The sequence below is a fragment of the Flavobacterium caeni genome (assembly GCF_900101895.1).
GTDB lineage: Bacteria > Bacteroidota > Bacteroidia > Flavobacteriales > Flavobacteriaceae > Flavobacterium > Flavobacterium caeni.
Genome location: NZ_FMVF01000004.1, coordinates 284,112 through 302,234, shown reverse-complemented (window position 1 = coordinate 302,234; position 18,123 = coordinate 284,112). Strand labels below are relative to the sequence as shown.

The 18,123-nt window shown below is 46.8% G+C and carries 19 protein-coding genes and 1 tRNA gene; 10 read left to right on the top strand and 10 right to left on the bottom strand.

The window, feature by feature from the left end; translation table 11 throughout:
- Positions 1–15: 15 nt before the first annotated feature.
- The 6 genes from BLP55_RS05335 (at position 16) to BLP55_RS05310 (ending at position 6,162) form a co-directional block, all read left to right on the top strand.
- Positions 16–2,700, top strand: a complete 2,685-nt coding sequence (locus BLP55_RS05335) for a multicopper oxidase domain-containing protein (RefSeq protein WP_091141286.1) — start codon at positions 16–18, stop codon at positions 2,698–2,700.
- Between the two features lie 182 nt (positions 2,701–2,882).
- Positions 2,883–3,215: an ArsR/SmtB family transcription factor gene (locus BLP55_RS05330; RefSeq protein WP_091141285.1), complete on the top strand. Its 333-nt coding sequence runs from the start codon at positions 2,883–2,885 to the stop codon at positions 3,213–3,215.
- Between the two features lie 19 nt (positions 3,216–3,234).
- Positions 3,235–3,705 (top strand): DUF6428 family protein, encoded by a 471-nt coding sequence (locus tag BLP55_RS05325; RefSeq protein WP_091141284.1) that lies wholly within the window; start codon positions 3,235–3,237, stop codon positions 3,703–3,705.
- 16 nt (positions 3,706–3,721) lie between these two features.
- Positions 3,722–4,351 (top strand): low molecular weight phosphatase family protein, encoded by a 630-nt coding sequence (locus BLP55_RS05320; RefSeq protein ID WP_170826792.1) that lies wholly within the window; start codon positions 3,722–3,724, stop codon positions 4,349–4,351.
- 3 nt (positions 4,352–4,354) lie between these two features.
- Complete coding sequence (gene arsB / locus BLP55_RS05315; protein ID WP_091141283.1) at positions 4,355–5,425, top strand: ACR3 family arsenite efflux transporter; 1,071 nt, start codon at positions 4,355–4,357, stop codon at positions 5,423–5,425.
- Positions 5,425–6,162, top strand: a complete 738-nt coding sequence (locus BLP55_RS05310; protein WP_091141282.1) for a metallophosphoesterase family protein — start codon at positions 5,425–5,427, stop codon at positions 6,160–6,162. Before arsB ends, BLP55_RS05310 begins: the two co-directional genes overlap by 1 nt.
- A 402-nt stretch (positions 6,163–6,564) precedes the next feature.
- On the opposite strand, the gene BLP55_RS05300 is transcribed toward BLP55_RS05310, so the two are convergent.
- On the bottom strand, positions 6,565–6,918 hold the full coding sequence (locus tag BLP55_RS05300; protein WP_091141280.1) for a helix-turn-helix domain-containing protein: 354 nt from the start codon (positions 6,916–6,918) through the stop codon (positions 6,565–6,567).
- 1 nt (position 6,919) lies between these two features.
- A complete protein-coding gene (locus tag BLP55_RS05295) occupies positions 6,920–7,393 on the bottom strand; it encodes a lipocalin-like domain-containing protein (RefSeq protein ID WP_091141279.1) in 474 nt (157 codons plus the stop codon).
- A 103-nt stretch (positions 7,394–7,496) separates the two neighbouring features.
- Here BLP55_RS05295 and BLP55_RS05290 point away from each other — a divergent pair, with 103 nt between their 5' ends.
- Positions 7,497–7,760, top strand: coding sequence for a helix-turn-helix domain-containing protein (locus BLP55_RS05290; protein ID WP_091141278.1), 264 nt, complete (start codon positions 7,497–7,499; stop codon positions 7,758–7,760).
- Positions 7,761–7,891: 131 nt separating this feature from the next.
- Here BLP55_RS05290 and BLP55_RS05285 read toward each other — a convergent pair whose 3' ends face one another.
- From BLP55_RS05285 to BLP55_RS05250, 8 genes are all read right to left on the bottom strand, one after another.
- Positions 7,892–8,824, bottom strand: coding sequence for a hypothetical protein (locus tag BLP55_RS05285; protein WP_091141277.1), 933 nt, complete (start codon positions 8,822–8,824; stop codon positions 7,892–7,894).
- Entirely contained in the window at positions 8,821–9,117 is a 297-nt protein-coding gene (locus BLP55_RS05280) for a helix-turn-helix domain-containing protein (RefSeq protein ID WP_091141276.1), read from the bottom strand. Before BLP55_RS05280 ends, BLP55_RS05285 begins: the two co-directional genes overlap by 4 nt.
- A gap of 103 nt (positions 9,118–9,220) precedes the next feature.
- Positions 9,221–10,138, bottom strand: a complete 918-nt coding sequence (locus BLP55_RS05275) for a hypothetical protein (RefSeq protein ID WP_091141275.1) — start codon at positions 10,136–10,138, stop codon at positions 9,221–9,223.
- An 89-nt stretch (positions 10,139–10,227) separates the two neighbouring features.
- A tRNA-Ser gene (locus tag BLP55_RS05270) sits at positions 10,228–10,315 on the bottom strand.
- A 44-nt stretch (positions 10,316–10,359) separates the two neighbouring features.
- Positions 10,360–11,229 (bottom strand): glutamate--tRNA ligase family protein, encoded by an 870-nt coding sequence (locus BLP55_RS05265; RefSeq protein WP_091141274.1) that lies wholly within the window; start codon positions 11,227–11,229, stop codon positions 10,360–10,362.
- Positions 11,229–12,257, bottom strand: a complete 1,029-nt coding sequence (locus BLP55_RS05260) for an asparaginase (protein ID WP_091141273.1) — start codon at positions 12,255–12,257, stop codon at positions 11,229–11,231. Before BLP55_RS05260 ends, BLP55_RS05265 begins: the two co-directional genes overlap by 1 nt.
- Entirely contained in the window at positions 12,247–13,383 is a 1,137-nt protein-coding gene (locus BLP55_RS05255) for a 1-acyl-sn-glycerol-3-phosphate acyltransferase (RefSeq protein ID WP_091141272.1), read from the bottom strand. Before BLP55_RS05255 ends, BLP55_RS05260 begins: the two co-directional genes overlap by 11 nt.
- Before the next feature lie 62 nt (positions 13,384–13,445).
- Positions 13,446–14,213 carry a TatD family hydrolase gene (locus tag BLP55_RS05250; protein ID WP_091141271.1) on the bottom strand — a complete coding sequence of 256 codons (768 nt, stop codon included), beginning with the start codon at positions 14,211–14,213 and terminating at the stop codon, positions 13,446–13,448.
- 94 nt (positions 14,214–14,307) lie between these two features.
- Between BLP55_RS05250 and BLP55_RS05245 the strand changes: the two genes are divergently transcribed.
- From BLP55_RS05245 to BLP55_RS05235, 3 genes are all read left to right on the top strand, one after another.
- A complete protein-coding gene (locus BLP55_RS05245; protein WP_091141270.1) occupies positions 14,308–14,745 on the top strand; it encodes a retropepsin-like aspartic protease in 438 nt (145 codons plus the stop codon).
- A gap of 49 nt (positions 14,746–14,794) precedes the next feature.
- Positions 14,795–17,125, top strand: coding sequence for a T9SS type A sorting domain-containing protein (locus BLP55_RS05240; RefSeq protein ID WP_091141269.1), 2,331 nt, complete (start codon positions 14,795–14,797; stop codon positions 17,123–17,125).
- 126 nt (positions 17,126–17,251) lie between these two features.
- The gene (locus BLP55_RS05235; protein WP_091141268.1) at positions 17,252–18,085 is read left to right on the top strand and encodes a T9SS type A sorting domain-containing protein; all 834 of its coding nucleotides are present in this window, start codon (positions 17,252–17,254) and stop codon (positions 18,083–18,085) included.
- The last annotated feature ends 38 nt before the right edge of the window (positions 18,086–18,123 follow it).

The window sequence follows — 18,123 nt, the reverse complement described above, 5'->3', positions numbered from 1 at the left end:
CATAACAATTGAAACATGAAAAACATTCTGATCCTTATACTGATATTGTTCAGCATAACTACAAATGCACAGCATGAAGGGCATACAACACCAACAACAAAGGCGGAAACGCAGTCGGTGAGTTATACTTGTCCGATGCACCCTGAAATCCATTCTTCCAAGCCCGGCAAATGTCCCAAATGCGGAATGAATTTGGTCAAGGAGAAAATCAAAGCCAAGCCAGCCAATGCTAAACCTAAAGCTGACAAAGCAAAAAGTCAACCCACAACCAAAACTGAAAAAGACGCTGAGACGGCCTACACTTGCCCGATGCATCCCGAAGTGGTTTCAAACAAGCCCGGAAATTGCCCAAAATGTGGTATGAAATTAGAAAAAGCGAGCGATAAGACGGAGCCTGTTGAAAATACGAAAACAACTAAGGCCGAAGGTCATGACCATCATGACATGGAAAGCATGAATACGCCGACGGACGACCTCAGCAGCAATATTAGCACTGCAAAAAAGAACTTGGGTATCGTCAAAACTGTCAAAGCGTCGCAACCACCGCGTACGGTTCGTTATGACCTGCACGTCCGCGATACAATCGTAATGCTTGGCAAAAAGAAAAAAAGGGCGATAGCCGTCAATGGTCAGATTCCGATGCCTACCCTGACTTTCACCGAAGGCGACACTGCTGAAATCCACGTATATAACCATTTAAAAGAAGAAACGTCGCTGCACTGGCACGGGCTTTTTCTTCCAAACAGTGAGGATGGTGTTCCATTCCTGACGCAAATGCCAATCGAGCCGGGCGCGGAATACCTTTACAAATTTCCAATCGTACAACACGGCACACACTGGTATCACAGCCATAGCGGACTACAAGAACAGATCGGTATGTACGGAATGTTTATCATGAACAAACGCGAGGAATGGGATATTCCAACAGTTCCGGTTCTGCTTGCCGAATGGACAGATATGAAACCCGAAGAAGTCCATCGCAGGCTAAAAAATGCAAGCGATTGGTTTGCCATTAAGAAGGGAACGACTCAAAGTTATACTGAGGCAATCGCATCTGGGCATTTCGGCACGAAAGTCACCAATGAGTGGAAGCGCATGACCGCAATGGATGTGAGCGACGTTTACTATGATACATTTTTGATTAACGGCAAAAACCAAGATGAACACCCACAATTTAAAGCCGGCGACAAAATTAGGCTGAGAATAGCTAACGGTGGTGCTTCAACGAATTTTTGGCTGAATTATGCCGGTGGAAAAATCACAGTCGTCGCCAGCGATGGAAACGATGTCGAGCCGGTCGAAGTCGACCGCTTGCTGATTGCGGTTTCCGAAACCTACGATGTGGTAGTGACCATCCCCGAAAATAAAAGCTACGAGTTTTTAGTCACGCCTGAAGACAGAACAAAATCGGCCTCTTTATGGCTCGGTAGCGGAGAAAAAGTTTCGGCTACAAAATTACCGCGATTGAAATATTTCGAAGGCATGAAGATGATGAACGACATGATGGACATGAAAGGCAACATGATCGAAATGGACGGCATGAAAATGCAAAACCAAATCATGGACATGAACACCGTCATGTACCCGGAGATAACTGGTGAAGAGGAGTCGAAAGAGAAAACACCAAAAAAACAAAATGACCATGCCGGTCACGACATGTCAAAAATGGACAATGCGAGCAAAGAGATTGTAACCCTTAATTACGAAATGCTACGCGCACCCCAAAAAACAAACCTTCCCGAAGGATCTTGGCGCGAACTGCGTTTTGAGCTTACAGGCAATATGAATCGTTATGTTTGGAGCCTTGACAACAAGGTTGTTTCTGAAACCGACAACATACTGATCAAAAAAGGCGAAAACCTTCGTATTATCATGTTCAACAACAGCATGATGCGACACCCGATGCACTTGCACGGCCATGACTTCCGCGTAGTCAACTCGCAGGGCGATTATTCGCCGATGAAAAACATCATCGACATAATGCCTATGGAACGCGATACGATAGAATTTGCTGCGACCGAACCCGGAGGCGACTGGTTTTTCCATTGCCACATTCTTTATCACATGATGAGTGGTATGGGACGGGTGTTCAGCTATGAGGATTCGCCGGTCAATCCTGAAATTCCCGATGCAAAAGTCGCTCGACGCGGCTTAAATTCGGATGATCGCGAGTTCCACCTTATGGCTGAAAATGATTTTGCCACGAACGGGAACGACGGGATGGCGATGTTAGCGAATACACGTTGGAACATTACATCGGAATGGCGCTTGGGATATAACGATATGCACGGCTATGAATCGGAGACGCATATAGGGCGTTACATTGGGCGAATGCAATGGTTCATGCCTTTCATCGGTTTTGATTTCCGTTATCGTGACATGGAACACGGCGAATCCGAAAAAAATCTTTTTGGGCAAGTCAATACCAAAGACAAGCGGGCACAAGTGAGCGTCGGAGCTGCTTATACGTTACCAATGCTCGTCACGCTACAAGGCGAGGTTTATCATGACGGAAATGTGCGCTTTCAGCTGATGCGTGAAGATATTCCTATATCGCCGAGGATTCGTGCAGGCTTAATGGTAAACACCGACCGCGAATATATGGCTGACCTTAGATACATTTTAGCCAAAAACTTCAGTGCGAGGGTTCATTATGATAGCGATATGGATTTTGGTGTCGGGTTGATGGTCAATTATTGATAATACCCTAAAGCAAGAGCGCCCGAGGGCGCTCTTTTAAACAATAATTACTCTTTTTTCGGGGGCATTTTACCTGCGCAACAGAAGGATTTCCGGTTCATTCCTAACAAACGAAAAAAATATTTGAACTATTGATAACAATTTAAATTTATATCGTAATATTGCAATATAAATATATTACAATGGGAGCAACTAAAACAGATCATTTCACAGCAGAACAAAATGAACTCGCAGTAATCGCAAAAGCGTTAGGGCATCCGGCGCGTATTGCAATCATGGAATACTTGATAAAAGTTGATACGTGTATTTGCGGTGATATTGTAAACGAATTACCATTGGCGCAACCTACCGTGTCCCAACACTTGAAGGAGCTGAAAAACGCCGGGTTGATAAAAGGCAATATCGAAGGAACCGCAATATGCTACTGCATCAATGAGCCGGGAATCGAGAAAATCAGAGGCTTTTTCCAACACATTACGGATCACCTCGACAAGAAAAGAAAAGAATGTTGTTAAACTTTAAATACAGATTATCATGAAATTATCAGAAATCAAAAACCATTTGGCCGAACTCGAAGCGGTCAATTTCAAATTGGAAGACAATACTTTCGTTCCCGAACATTTCCACGTAACCGAAGTCGGGATCATTACAAAGCATTTCATTGATTGCGGAGGAACTGTTCGTGACGAGAAAGTCGCAAACTTCCAACTGTGGGATGCCAACGATTACGAACATCGCTTGAAGCCACAAAAGTTGATGAATATTATCGCCCTTTCTGAAAAAGTCTTGGGAATGGAAGATTTGGAAATCGAAGTCGAATACCAATCAGGGACAATCGGAAAATACGATTTGGGCTTCGACGGGAACGATTTCATATTGCTCAGCAAAAAGACTGCCTGTTTAGCCAATGAACAATGCGGCGTTCCCGAAGGAAAGCAAAAAGTAAGTTTATCTGAAATGACAAAAGAAGCTTCATGCTGTACACCGGGCGGTGGCTGTTGCTAATCTAAACTTTGACCAAATGACAACACAGAACATTTTGTTTCCTGAAATTATTGATGTTGTGAGTGGTTTTGACTTTGGAGCCATCGCAGAAGAACGCAAAGCCGCGTTACAGCCACTTATAGATTATGTGCAAGCTAAGGCACTCGGAAATCAAGAAATACGTATAAACTTCATTTGTACGCACAATTCAAGAAGAAGCCATCTTTCGCAAGTTTGGGCACAGACCGCCGCAACGCATTACGGAATCGGACAAGTTTTTTGTTATTCGGGCGGTACCGAAGCAACTGCGCTGTTTCCGAAGGTCGCAGAAACGCTGACAGAATCCGGTTTCCAGATTCAGAACCTTGCCGACGGAACCAATCCCGTGTACGCAATCAAATTCTCAGGAAATGAACATCCCGTAATCGGATTTTCCAAAGCCTATTACGACGATTTTAATCCTGAACGCGAATTTGCTGCTATAATGACGTGTTCACAGGCAGACGGCGGCTGTCCGTTCATTTCCGGTGCCGAAAAGCGCATCCCGATTACCTATGACGATCCGAAAGCTTTCGACGGTACACCTCAGCAAGCTGATAAGTATCGCGAGCGCAGTTTGCAGATAGCAACTGAAATGTTCTACGTTTTCTCCCAAATCAACAAATAAAATATGTCGGCAAACAATTGTGCTCCAGTAGTCGAACGAAAACAGTTAGGTTTTCTCGATAGGTTTTTAACGCTATGGATATTTGCAGCTATGCTTCTCGGCGTAGCCCTCGGCTATTTCTTGCCATCGAGTAGCGGTTTCATTAATTCGTTTTCGAGCGGCACCACTAACATCCCGCTTGCCGTCGGACTGATGTTGATGATTTACCCGCCTTTGGCCAAAGTGAATTACAGCAAAATGGGCGAGGTTTTTACCAATACGAAGGTACTTGGCGCGTCATTGTTCCTGAATTGGATTGTCGGCCCAATCCTGATGTTTTTATTGGCATTGCTTTTCCTCAAAGGCTATCCCGAATACATGATTGGGGTTATCCTGATTGGACTGGCAAGATGTATCGCTATGGTTGTAGTATGGAATGACCTCGCCGACGGAAACCGGGAGTATGCGGCTGGCCTTATTGCGCTCAACAGTATTTTCCAAGTATTTCTGTACAGCGTATATGCATACGTATTTATTACGATACTACCTCCATATTTTGGCTATGAAGGTTTCGTCGTCGATATTAGTATTGGGCAAATCGCGGAGAGCGTAGGGATTTACTTGGGGATTCCTTTTGCGCTCGGAATAATCAGCCGCTATGTGTTGATTAAAATCAAAGGCGAAGAATGGTTCAAAACCAAATATGTTCCGGCAATTTCACCGATTACTCTCATCGCCTTACTATTTACGATTGTAATCATGTTCAGCTTGAAAGGCGAACTGATTGTGCAGATTCCAATGGATGTAATCAGGATTGCAATTCCTTTGGTGATTTACTTCGCGGTGATGTTCATTGTCAGCTTCTTCATCGGGAAATACTTTGGTGCAGACTATTCCAAAAGTACTTCAATAGCCTTTACCGCGACCGGGAACAACTTTGAATTGGCGATTGCCGTTGCCATCGGCGTGTTCGGAATCAATAGCGGACAAGCGTTTGCAGGCGTTATCGGGCCACTCTTCGAAGTCCCGGCTCTGATTGCATTGGTGAACCTGGCATTTTGGTTTAGGGACAAGTATTATACAGTAAACAAGTAATGAGAATCGCGGTCATATCTGATATCCACGCAAACTTTCCGGCTTTCGAGGAAGTGATGAAAGATATTGAAAAGCAGAATATTGACGCGATTTACTGTTTGGGCGACCTTGTGGGCTACAATGTATGGCCGAATGCAATTATTACCGAAATCAAAAAGCGGCGCATTCCGACCATTGCGGGAAACCATGATGTAAAAGCCGTAAAAATTCAAGACCAACGAAACTCCAACGATCCGGCCGACTTGGCCTATCTCATGATTAAGAAAGATTTGGTCACATACCTATCGACATTGCCGGCCTTTATCAGATTGGAATTTAAATTCAGCAATGAAACCGTTGTGTTGCTAATGGTTCACGGAAGCCCTTACAGCAATACCGAATACTTACTTGAAGACAAACCGGAGAAAGATTATGCGGCCATTTTCACAGATACAGCTGCCGACATATTGATTTGCGGACATTCGCACAAGCCTTACCATCGTATCATTTCCGACGGCGGTGCAAGCAAGCGATATTTTCACGCGATAAACGCGGGTTCCGTTGGAAAGCCGAAAGATGGAAAGCCGCAAGCTTGCTACGCAATAGTTACTTTTGACAAATGCAGTAGTGCTTTCAAAAAGGACAGTATTAAAGTTGAGTTCGTTCGGGTCGATTACGACGTGGAAAAAGCGGCACAGGCAATCGAGCACAGCGATTTACCTGATGAGTTCGCAGATATGCTAAGAAAAGCTTATTAAATAATGCTGTAAGCGTGATTGCGTGGCTGTCAAAATTTGCACACGCGCACGTACGCAAACGAAACTGATATGTTTTTAATTACAGAAATGTAAATTTGACTAATGTTTTCGGGTTCTAAGACTTCACCAATTTAAACACATTTTTATCTCACAACATTCGGTAGGGTACCCGTCGATTTAGAATTTTCGATCTGACGGAAAACGTTTTGAATTTGGGGTATGGGGGCGATATAATAAGTACGCCGTCAAAATTTTCGACTTTTTTTGACGGCGTTTTATTAGGCTTGCGATTCATTGCTGAACCGATGATAAGTGCGTTTGAGCAATGTCTTTTCTACGTGTTCGCGGTAGGCTGGGTTCACATTCATATAGCGAATGATTTTAAGGATTAGCGCTTTACGTTCAGCCTCGGATAACTTGATTTGGGTCATAGACGTTGTTTTTGTAACTGAGATAGTTTTCTTCTGTTATTAACCAAGACTTACCTACTTTGCTTGCCTTCAGTAATCCGATTCGACAATGGTTTGTAATTGTAGCAACCGATTTTTGTGTCATCGTTGCCACTTGTCGAACCTTGTAATTTCGCTCAGCGACCACTTGTTTAGTGGGGGTATTCTTTAGTTGTTCTTCAATCTTTTCAATGATATTGTTCATGACCTTTTTGGAAAGTGAATCGATAAGTTCGGGTACCCATTCGATCTTATGAAACTTTCCGTTGATTACGATACCAAAATCGGTTTCTGTTAATGTTTCCATATTACTCGGCTTTATTGCAAATTTCGATAACCCGTTCGTTTTGCGGTACATTTACTTCGCCGAGATTGGTGGTGTAGTAGAACATTTCGAGTTTGATAGTCAAATCATTCGCGCTAATCACGTTGTATTTCGAAACGTACCCGGACGATTTGGTGTAGGTCATCACGCCGTTTTCTATTTCGTATTCGCCTTCTGTGGTAGATTGTTCGCAATAATTGGTCATGCCGATTTGGTACATACGAAACTTTCCAACGATAGCGCCGCCGTCGGCAGAAAATTGGTAATAGTTGTACTGGTCTTCGCAATCACTAATGGCTTGGATTTGACCATTTACGGATTTGTGGCTAAGATTCCAACGACCGGATAAGTGTTGCGTTTCCGATGGAGTGTTCGGTACCGTGGGTTGAGAACTGTCGTCGCTGCTTGAACAAGCAAAGGTTAGCGCACAGAGCGCAATGAGAAGGATTTTTTTCATACTGGCTATAAATTGGTTACGAGCAAATATAAATAAAATTCTATTTTATAGTGTACTTTATTATAGAGTACCAAAAAAAGTACCTTTTATTGAGATTTGACTGATGGAAAACAAGGAAAATCTCGATACACCTGAGCTAAACGCCATTGCAGAGCGTCTGAAACAACTTCGTAAAGAAAAGGGCTACTCGAACTACGAACACATCGCCTTCGACTTAGGAATGAGCCGTTCAGCATATTGGCGTTTGGAGACCGGCGCGAACTTTGAGTTGAAGACGCTGATTAAGATTTGCACGGTACTCGGTGTGAGTTTAGAAGAATTTTTCAAAGGCATCGATTTACCTCAAAAAAAACCGACAAAAAAATAAAACTGCTTGTTCAGGTTTTACCTTCTGCAAGTCATATACCGTTGGGATTCTTAAAAATCTGTACACCTCTGCCCGTTATCCTTTTTTTGCTTATTTGGGATAGTCTTACAAATGGTGCAGATTCCAACGTATTATATTGGAATCTGCACTTGCTCACCCACTGATGCTTCGGTCAGTTCGTAGAGTTTTGACTGAACTGCTATTGACAATTGTCTTTTCAAATGCGTTCCCGTTTTATCAAGCAAGTCGTGGTAAGTTTTCTTGTTGCGAGAGAAAGCGTTTCGATGCTGTTGAAGTATTCGATACCATGTCATCGTGTTTTGGTAATTGGTTAATTTGAATCGGTCTGAGGCAGAAAGCCTCGAAGTATCAGCAGAACCATCGAGAATGAGCATCGCGTCAAATTCTTCTATAATACTTTCAGCCAATTTTGCATAAACTTCCGGCTTCGTCAAATCGTACATCGTGACAATATCAAGCTGCCTAATAAACTTCCGGCTTTGGCTTTTGATTTCAAAACGTACCGTGTCGGGATGACAATGGCTGACTTGTTGAATGCCTTTCGCATAGAATTTCACAGTTTTATATGTATTGGCCTTACCGCGTTTATCGGTACTGAAACTTCGCTTACTAAAGCCCAAGTCGGCATCATTTCGAAATTCGTTCCTATCGTGAGCATAAGCGTATGTTATCAAATCTTTCACGTCCAAAGGCGAAATCACGTTAACACCGTATTCAAAACCGAACACGGGAAATTGTTGTAAGTCAACCTGAAATGTCCGCTGAAATTCAAGTATTGTTGTGATACTACTGTTCATTGAAAAGTCATTGGCATTATGACGGTCGTCGTTGAAGTAAAAATGGGGCTTGAAAATGATGTCGAGTCTATCGTCAAAGAACCGAAACAAAATGCCCTTGAATTGCCGGACGTGCTTTGTTTTAACGACTTCGAAATCGAAGCGATTGAACTTGTCCTCATTGCTCACCCATTCGAGTTTCGGGTGTTGGCGCAAGTAGTCGATTAGTTGAACATCCCGAACCTGGCTTCTAACTAAATCGATCATGGCCGGGATTTTTTGCTGTTCAACGCTACGATGCACAATTCGATGTCGGAATGTTTGATGTAAACGCGCGACCCGACTTTTCCTGACTTGATAAGTCCTGCATTCCGCCAATTGTTGAGCGTTTTGATACACACATTGAGTTTCTTGGCCGCCTGAGCCAATGTGTAGATTTCGTCATCGACGGGTTTTGCAGATTGCTTCTTTTCAAGTTCTGCAAAGGCTTCTTTAACTGCCGCGTTGATTTCGGCTTTGACTTCTGAAAGGTCAAGAGGTAAGTAGTGATAAGTACTCATAACGTATAATTTTAAGGTTATGAGTGCGAAATTGAAAAATGCCGATGCCCGTTAGAAGGCGGAAAATTGACCTTTTACGGGCAAAGAAAGTAACCGCTTGAAATTAAAGGTATTTCCGGCGTTTTGAAAGTTCGTAAACAGTCAAATACAGTTGATCGAGTTCCGAAGGTTTACTTTTCTTGACCCTGATTTTCCCAATTTCGAGGTCAAAAGTTTCGTTGACCCAATCCCGGAACTTTTCGGCCTTGCAATGAATGAGTTTGTCCTCGAACATCCGTCGGTATATTTGCGAGAGATTCGCTTCGCTCTTTTCGATTTGCGATGCGATGCGGTCGAAAACTTCTTCTCCAATTCCGTAGAAAATGTGTACAGCCGATTTCTTTTGAACTGCATCATTATCTTCGGTCAAACTTGCAAGCTTGTTTCTAAGATAGTCTAAATCTCGGTCATAGAACGTGGTGTTATCTTCATAGGCAAGTTCCGCTAAGAAACCAATCAGCTTTTTCAGATGTCGCTCACGCTCCGGCAACGATTTTTCATTGTCGAAATGAGCCGCGTAGATCGTCATCTTACGACGAAAATACTCCCGAATCTCATCGAGATTATGTGAGAAGGAATTTTTATCTGCCCTGATTTGCAATGAAGGGAAAGATGCAGTTGTTGCGTTTCCGCCTTTTGCTTTTGTGGCATCTTCGAGCCAAGCCGACATTTTGAAAAAGTACTCGTATAGGCTAAGAACCGAAAAAGCGGCGGTGTTATGAGGCAATGAAAAGTTGGCGAAGTCGGCTTTTATTTTTCGAGATATTGAGGTTTCAGTCAACATCTTATTCGAAAAAAGGAATTTCAATACGGTTTCGAGCAAATCCGACGACTGAACTGCTTTGAGTAGTTCTGAAACGACAATGTATCTTTCTTCAACCGAAAACGAATTGGTTGGCCGTTGCAAGTAATTCAAAATTGGCAATATTTCTTCTTGTCCAACTTCCATTATTTGTGCATTTCTAAAGTCGATTATTTCCATTGACGGGAGTCTATTGACTAAATATTGACTTTGTTAGAAAACAAATAACCGCAACCAATTGAAAAACAATTAATTACGGTTTTTAATAGCAGAGAGGAAGGGATTCGAACCCTCGATGCCCTTTTGGAGCATACACACTTTCCAGGCGTGCGCCTTCGACCACTCGGCCACCTCTCTTTGAGGGTGCAAATGACGTGAAAAAATCGGGAATAGTAAAACTTTCAGTCGGGAATCAGCGCAGAAAAATCCTTGGGCTTTTCGATCGGCTTGCCAATGGTGCTGCCAATGCGCGAATACAAGCCCGCAGCGGTGAGACCTTGGTTCCGAAAATGCAAAACAGACGTATCGCCCGCCGATTTCGAAAGTTTCCGGTCATGGCCATCGGTCAGCAATTCGTGGTGGTGGAAGGTGGCCGATAAAAATGCATCGGCGCCGAGCAAACCGGCCAGGAACAACTGCGCGAGTGTCGACGGCCAAAGGTCTTGTCCGCGCACGATCAAATCGACGCCAAAGTACAGATCGTCGGCCAGCGAAGTGAGCTGGTAAGCCGGAAATCCGTCTTTTTTGCGTACGACAAAATGATGCATGCCCTCTGGCAGCGCTGCGATTGTCGTCGAACCGTCGAGCGCGCGCACCAAAATGGGTCGGGCCTGGCTTGTATCGATACGCCACGCGACACCGGGGGTGTCCAACGCGATCTTTTTGTGTTGGCACGCGCCGTGGTATACGCCGCCAAAATCGGTCTCGATTTGCTTGCGCGAACAACTGCACGCATAGACCTTTCCGGTAGCGACGAGTTGGCCAAGCAGCACCTCATAAAAAGACAGGCGGTGGCGTTGCGAATAATGCGCCTCGAAATCGGCGGGGTTCGACGGGCCTTCGTCGTACGAAATTCCAAGGAAAGCAAGCGTCTGGAAAACATCGGCAAGGTATTCTGGATGTACGCGGTCGCGGTCCATGTCGTCGATACGCAGCAACAGCGACGCACCGTATTTTTGGGCCGCGGCCGCCGTGATCGCGAACGAATAGACATTGCCGAGGTGCAAAAAACCACTGGGCGTTGGCGCTATACGGGTCTTGGAGAAATGCATCAGGAGAGTTCGCCGCGGATCGACGTTTCGAAAATCGTCTTGAACACATTGGGCGCGACTTGCTGCCCGAGCAGGTACATCAGCTTGGTGATGGCCGCCTCGGTGGTCGAATCCTTGCCCGAAATCACGCCTATTTTTTTGAGCGCGGTACTGGTTTCGTACTGCCCCATGCTCACGCTCCCGCCCGAACACTGCGTCACATTGACCACATGCAGCCCGTTCTTGATGGCTTTTTTGAGCGCCGATACGAACCATTCGTCGGTGGGCGCGTTGCCCGACCCGTAGGTCTCAAGCACCATGCCTTTGAGGTTCGGGATGCTCAGGATGGCCGACAGCACCTGTTGGTTGATGCCCGGAAACATCTTGACCACCACCACATGGTCGTCCATTTCTTTGTGCACGATGAGCTTCTTGCCAGCGGTCTTGCCGGGGATTGGATCGGCATTGACCTTGAGGTGTACGCCCGATTCGGCCAATGGCGGATAGTTGGGCGATGCAAACGCGTTGAAATGTTCGGCGTTGATCTTGGTCGTGCGGTTGCCGCGGTACAATTTGTATTCGAAATACAGACACACCTCGCCAATGACGGGCTTGCCTTTGTGCTGCAACGACGCGATCTGGATGGCCGTGATCAGGTTCTCCTTGGCATCGGTACGCAAATCGCCGATGGGCAATTGCGATCCCGTAAACACAACGGGCTTGGCCAAATTTTCGAGCATGAAACTGAGCGCCGACGCCGAATAGGACATCGTATCGGAACCGTGAAGCACGACGAACCCGTCGAATGGCGCATAATTGCTTTCGATGATTTCGGCAATCTTGACCCATTTGGAAGGGTTCATGTTCGACGAATCGATGGGGTTCTCGAACGAAATGGTCTCGATGTCGCAATCGAGCTGTTTGAGTTCGGGGATTTTATTGAGCAGTTTCGCAAAATTGAACGCCTTGAGCGCACCCGTCTCGAAATCCTTCATCATCCCGATGGTGCCGCCGGTGTAGATCAGTAAAATGCGCGGCTTAGACTGCATTTTCGTACTTCATTTTGTTGATGACCGGATTGGCGTACATGGCCAAAAACCCTTGGAAGGCTATGGGATTGTCTTCGTCAATCCGGATTTCGAGCCGTCGTTCGAACAACGCTTTTTCTTCTTCGGTATAGCGGTCGGCAAATTGGTTGGTGTTGTGCAACAGGTCGTAGGCGATAAAATTGGTCGGCCACAACTTATAGTGTGACAAAATCGCATCGTCGATGACCTGCGCGAGCGCCTGGATTTGTTTGTTGCTGTTGTCGAATTCGCGCGCAATACCGTCGATTTCGGTATCGAGTATGTCGCCCACATGCATGTGGATGCGTTTCTTTTGTCCCATGATGCCCGAAAGCAGCGTCATGAAATCTTCGTTCTTTTCCTTGATGTAGATCTCGTTGTTGGCCTCGGCAATCAAACGTGGCATCTTGAGCGCATCGGTGGGGTCGTATTCATACGAAATCGACACCGGCACGATCTTGACCTTCTTGAAATAGTCCATGAGGTTGTCGTCGCCCGCGCCCATCGCGAGCATCTTGAGTACGCCTTGCTGGGTCATGTCGTTACCGTCCTTGGTACGACCTTCGCGTTGGGCGATCCACACCGAACGGTTCTCGCGCAACAACAACTGAGCGATGTACTCCGACATCAATTTGGAACTCATCAGCAGTTCGCGTGGCGGCAAATTGCGTTGCACCAGAAAGTTCCGGTTGAGTTTGGACAGGGCCAGCAAAAACGACTTTTTCACGAGGTTGTCGCCAATGGCCGACGCCGTCATCACAAGCCCGTGCTCGAACAACGCCACATTGAGCAGCGAGGTGTCGAGAATGATGTCGCGGTGGTTCGAGATGAACAAATACGACGTGTTGGGCTCGAGCTTTTCGAAACCCGAAGTCGTGAACCCGTCCGACGACCGTTCGATCACGCGCTGCACCGAATGGTACAGGAAATTGCACTGGAAGTCGCGGATGGAATGGGTTCGGGTCAGGTGGTCCTTCCACTCCTGGTCGGGCAGGTCGGGGAAACTAAAATCCATCAGCGCCTTCATCATCGGATGGTTGACCACGCGTTGGAGCGCTTGGTTCACCTCGGCATCGTAGTACGGACGAATCGCGTCGAATTTTTGCATTTCTGGTTAGTTAAGATGTACAAAAGAACAAAATTTATCCGAAATCGGGTGTCAAATTTTGATTAAATCCCAAAGACGTCGCGTGAATTTTGGGTCGTGGTGCGCGCGATTTCTTCGGGTGCAAGCCCATAAATTTCGGACAGTTTTTGCACGACGTTCACCACATAGCTGCTTTCGTTGCGTTTGCCGCGGTACGGTACGGGTGCCAGGTAAGGCGAATCGGTTTCGAGCACGATATGACGCAGGTCGATTTGGTTCAAAAACTGGTCGATCTTGCCGTTCTTGAACGTGGCCACGCCGCCGATGCCGAGCTTCATCCCGAGCGAAATGGCCTGCAACGCCTGCTCGTAAGTACCCGTAAAGCAATGGAAAATCCCAAAGAGTTCGGGCGATTTTTCTGATTCGAGCACTTCAAAGATTTCGTCGAAAGCGTCGCGGCAGTGAATATTAATCGGAAGCTTGTATTGCTTTGCCAGTTGGATTTGGCGACGAAACGCAATTTGCTGGATGCCGAGCGTGGTTTTGTCCCAATACAGGTCGATCCCGATTTCGCCCACCGCATAGAATTTGCGCGCGGCCAGTTCGCGTTCTACGTGCGCCAGTTCGGCTTCGAACGTTTCGGGTTGCACGTGTGTGGGGTGCAGACCCATCATCAAAAACACGTTGTGCGGGTATTGCTGTTCAAGGTCGTACATGGCCTGGGTATAACCCGAGTCGATGGCGGGTACAAAAAATCGCGTCACGCCGGCGTCGAGGGCGCGTTGCATCATCGCGTTTCGGTCGTCGGCAAAAGCCTCGCTGTACAAATGGGTATGGGTATCGGTGATCATGGTAGTCGTTGAGGCACAAAAATACGGCTTGCCCGTCGATTTATTGGTATCGGCTTGAATTTTTAGCTTATTTTTGAGGTTCGCCGTTGGCTTTATGGAACACCTGCAAGACATCCTCAAAAACGAACACTACCGCAAAATCAAATTCCGCGTCACACGTACGCAGCATTTGCTCATCAAGGCCAAGATCAATGGCATCTCGGGCGATTTCATCCTCGACACGGGAGCCTCGAACAGTTGCGTCGACTTCTCGGGCGTTTCGGTATTTGGGCTCACCGCCGGACATTCAAAGACCAAGGCCGCGGGTGCGGGCGCAACGGGCATGTTTACGCAACTCGCGCGCAACAACCGGTTGCAAATCGGGACTTGGAAAAACAGCGACTTCCATGTCGTGATCTTCGACCTGTCGCACGTGAACCAAGCGCTCATCGAGCACAAGGCCAAACCCGTGGCGGGCATCATCGGCGCCGACGTACTCATGGCGGGCAAGGCAATTATTGATTATTACAACCATTGTTTGTATTTGAAATAGTGGTATATTTGGTTGCAGGGCAAGTGTTTGTTTATTAACCGTTTAGCTTATGAAGAAAAAATTACTCCTTCCTATCGGGTGTTTTCTGTTTTTTGTGCAACAAATTACTGGGCAAATTTTGGCCATTCCCGACCATGCCTTTTTGGACGAAATCCCAGGCGCGCAAATCGCCATCCCCAACGTCTTGGCGAACGATTTGCTCAACGGCAGCCCTGCAACGTTGGCCAACGTGACGTTGACACAAATCGAAGCTTCGCCGGGCCTGGTGCTTTTACCCGATGGCTCGGTACAGGCCTCACCTGTAGTCGGAATCTACAATCCGCATTTGACTTATGAGATTTGCGAAATCGCCAACCCGAACAACTGTACCACGGCCCACGTATCTGTCTACAACGACAACTGGCTTTCGATCAGCGACCCGACAATTACGGTCACCACACCGCCAACCTGTACAAATCCGACGGCCACGATTACTATTGGCGACTTCGATATTTCTGAATCCGGCCTATACGTTTATCTTTACAGCGACGGTGTTTTGGCAGGGCAATCGGCTGTAGACGAATTCTTCCCGACCGCGACATTTACCAATGTACCAACCGGTGTACTTTTTTTTGCATTGGTTGACTTTGAAGAAATATCGACATATTATATTTACGACTACCTGCCAGACCCGACCTGCGATTTCAACCTGGCATTCAGCGGCGCGATAACAGACAGCAACAGCAACGGCATTACCGATGTGGGCGATACGATCCAGTACCAATTTACAATCAACAACAGCGCGCCAGACACGCTAACCAATGTGACTGTTTCATCGGCGACACTCGGTATACAGGGCGGCCCGATTGCGACCATGTTGCCTGGCGCGACCGACACAACCACGTTTACGGCTTCTTACTCCCTGACGCAAGAAGATATCAACGTCAACCAGGTGACGCATTACGCGATGGCCGACGCATTGGCTGGGGCAGAAACCATGGAATCCAATGCACAGGCGGTCACCCTCCTAAACGCGCCCGACGGTATTCGGATGTCTGCATTTTTCGACAGCAACTTCAATGGTATCATGGACGCCGATGAAAATTTCATTTCCGGCGGCTACGTCGGATCGTTCCAATATGAAATCAACGGCAGCGGCAACCCGCATCAGGTTCAGGTGGCGGGCAACGCATTTACATTGTATGAAAGCAACCCTTCGAATACGTATCATTTAACAATGGTGATCCACCCGTGGTTGACACAGCATTATGTAGCGAACGTCAATTTTGACGTAACGGTACAACAGGGCTCGGGCATCACCACGTATCTTTTTCCAGTATCCTACGTACCTACAACAAACTTCTACGCGTGGATTGCTGGACAGCAGGGAATCCGTCCGGGTTTTGCGTCATGGCATCAGATCAGATTCGGGAATTATGGAAATGTCCCGATTGTTTCAGGGACATTGGATTACAACCCTGACGCGCATTTGAGCCTAACCGAAATTCCGGCGGGCGCTGTCGCCACACCTACAGGTTTCCAGTATCCGTTCTTTAACTTGCAACCCGGAGAGATGCGGACACTTTACGTGCATCTCCAGGCACCTCCCGTCCCAACAATCGCCATAGGGGACCAATTGGTTTCGTCTGTGGCAGGAATGGTGACGTCTCCGAACGAAATTAATTTGGAGAACAACCAGGATTCCGTTTCTCAAACGGTTGGGAATTCCTGGGACCCGAACGACATATCCGAAAGCCACGGACCCAGAATCGTACATGCCGACTTTTCGACCGACAACTTCCTGACCTACACAATCCGTTTTGAAAACACCGGCAATGTCGATGCGATCGACATTCGGATCGAAGACCAACTCGACGGCCAGCTCGATGAAACCACCGCACATACGCTCGACGCCAGCCACAATTACGTAATGACACGCACGGGCAACCAATTGGTCTGGCGGTTCGACGGGATCCATTTGGACCCGTCGGTCGAAGGCACCAACACCGGACACGGCTACGTGACATTCGAAATCAAGCCCAAACCGGGTTACGCCGTGGGCGACATCATCCCGAATTCGGCCGACATTTACTTCGATTTCAATCCGGCGATCACGACCAATACGTTCGAGACCGAATTTGTCGAGACGTTGGGCAACGCGACTTTCACGGCGGGCCAAACGATGGTATTCCCGAATCCCGTGACCGACGTACTCCATTTGAAGACCTCAAAGCCGATTTCGGCAACATTGCAAATTACCGACCTGCTCGGCAAAACGCTTCGTACACAAACCTTCGATGGCAACGCCACGATCGACTTGTCTGGTTTGTCGCAAGGCATGTACCTGGTAAAAATTTCGAGTCCAGATCAAACCCAAACGCATAAGATCGTCAAGCGATAATCCGTAAAAAATCCCGCTCATGGCGGGCAAGGCAATTATTGATTATTACAACCATTGTTTGTATTTGAAATAGTGGTATATATTTAATTTCGAAACAACTCAATCACAATCATCAAATCGGAATCTATGAGAAAATTATTACTCGCCCTCGTTTTTTTGGTTGCACAGACAAATAGTTTTGCAGCGCTTGACTTTAATGTGGCCCTTGATACGGATTGTGTACCTGAATCGCCGATGGGCGGTGGTTTGAGCGATTTGTTGGCGTGCGACTTCAATGGCGATGGCTTTGCAAACTTTGATTTGTCGTTGCAAATCATTTCGTGGGGTGGTGGAAATCCCGACTACACCTTTGAATTCTACGAGTCGTTCGCCGGCGCACAAACGCAAAACGGCGCCATCACACCGATTTTAAATTTCAACGGCTTCGACGGTCAGGTGATTTACGTGCGTCGAAATGACTTGTTATCGGGCAATTTCGAGATTGCGAGTTTTGCGCTCCAAGTGGCTTTCGTTCCGCTTACGATCGACGTGGTTGTAAACGGAAACACCATTACGGTCAGTGCGTTTCCGGCTGTTCAGTATGACTATAGCATAGACGGTGGTGCTTTCCAAACGAGTCCCGTGTTTACAAACGTCGGCGGAGGCGATCATATCATTGTGGTTCGATCACCGGAGGGTTGTGGCGAGCTGGCCACGTCGACTACCGTGCTGGATGCCACCGGGTTTGCCGACAGCGGTTTTTTGGCTTGGCCAAATCCGGTTTCTGATTTTTTATATGTGTCAGGCATCACCGACGTCACGGAGCTGACGCTGACCGATGGGTCGGGTAAGCTCGTGCGTTCAACAAGAACAAACGAAAATAACCTTAAAATAGACTTTGCGGGATTGCCGGACGGATTGTATTTCGTAAGGCTCCAATCAGATCAAAAACAGCAGACGTTGAAGATCGTCAAGAAATAAGCTGAATCAAAAAAAAATCCCGCTCATCAGAACGGGAT

Coding starts and splice junctions, on each gene's coding strand:
- BLP55_RS05335 (WP_091141286.1), top strand. CDS start 16: ATGAAAAACATTCTGATCCTTATACTGATATTGTTCAGCATAACTACA.
- BLP55_RS05330 (WP_091141285.1), top strand. CDS start 2,883: ATGGGAGCAACTAAAACAGATCATTTCACAGCAGAACAAAATGAACTC.
- BLP55_RS05325 (WP_091141284.1), top strand. CDS start 3,235: ATGAAATTATCAGAAATCAAAAACCATTTGGCCGAACTCGAAGCGGTC.
- BLP55_RS05320 (WP_170826792.1), top strand. CDS start 3,722: ATGACAACACAGAACATTTTGTTTCCTGAAATTATTGATGTTGTGAGT.
- arsB (WP_091141283.1), top strand. CDS start 4,355: ATGTCGGCAAACAATTGTGCTCCAGTAGTCGAACGAAAACAGTTAGGT.
- BLP55_RS05310 (WP_091141282.1), top strand. CDS start 5,425: ATGAGAATCGCGGTCATATCTGATATCCACGCAAACTTTCCGGCTTTC.
- BLP55_RS05300 (WP_091141280.1), bottom strand. CDS start 6,918: ATGGAAACATTAACAGAAACCGATTTTGGTATCGTAATCAACGGAAAG.
- BLP55_RS05295 (WP_091141279.1), bottom strand. CDS start 7,393: ATGAAAAAAATCCTTCTCATTGCGCTCTGTGCGCTAACCTTTGCTTGT.
- BLP55_RS05290 (WP_091141278.1), top strand. CDS start 7,497: ATGGAAAACAAGGAAAATCTCGATACACCTGAGCTAAACGCCATTGCA.
- BLP55_RS05285 (WP_091141277.1), bottom strand. CDS start 8,824: ATGATCGATTTAGTTAGAAGCCAGGTTCGGGATGTTCAACTAATCGAC.
- BLP55_RS05280 (WP_091141276.1), bottom strand. CDS start 9,117: ATGAGTACTTATCACTACTTACCTCTTGACCTTTCAGAAGTCAAAGCC.
- BLP55_RS05275 (WP_091141275.1), bottom strand. CDS start 10,138: ATGGAAATAATCGACTTTAGAAATGCACAAATAATGGAAGTTGGACAA.
- BLP55_RS05265 (WP_091141274.1), bottom strand. CDS start 11,229: ATGCATTTCTCCAAGACCCGTATAGCGCCAACGCCCAGTGGTTTTTTG.
- BLP55_RS05260 (WP_091141273.1), bottom strand. CDS start 12,257: ATGCAGTCTAAGCCGCGCATTTTACTGATCTACACCGGCGGCACCATC.
- BLP55_RS05255 (WP_091141272.1), bottom strand. CDS start 13,383: ATGCAAAAATTCGACGCGATTCGTCCGTACTACGATGCCGAGGTGAAC.
- BLP55_RS05250 (WP_091141271.1), bottom strand. CDS start 14,213: ATGATCACCGATACCCATACCCATTTGTACAGCGAGGCTTTTGCCGAC.
- BLP55_RS05245 (WP_091141270.1), top strand. CDS start 14,308: ATGGAACACCTGCAAGACATCCTCAAAAACGAACACTACCGCAAAATC.
- BLP55_RS05240 (WP_091141269.1), top strand. CDS start 14,795: ATGAAGAAAAAATTACTCCTTCCTATCGGGTGTTTTCTGTTTTTTGTG.
- BLP55_RS05235 (WP_091141268.1), top strand. CDS start 17,252: ATGAGAAAATTATTACTCGCCCTCGTTTTTTTGGTTGCACAGACAAAT.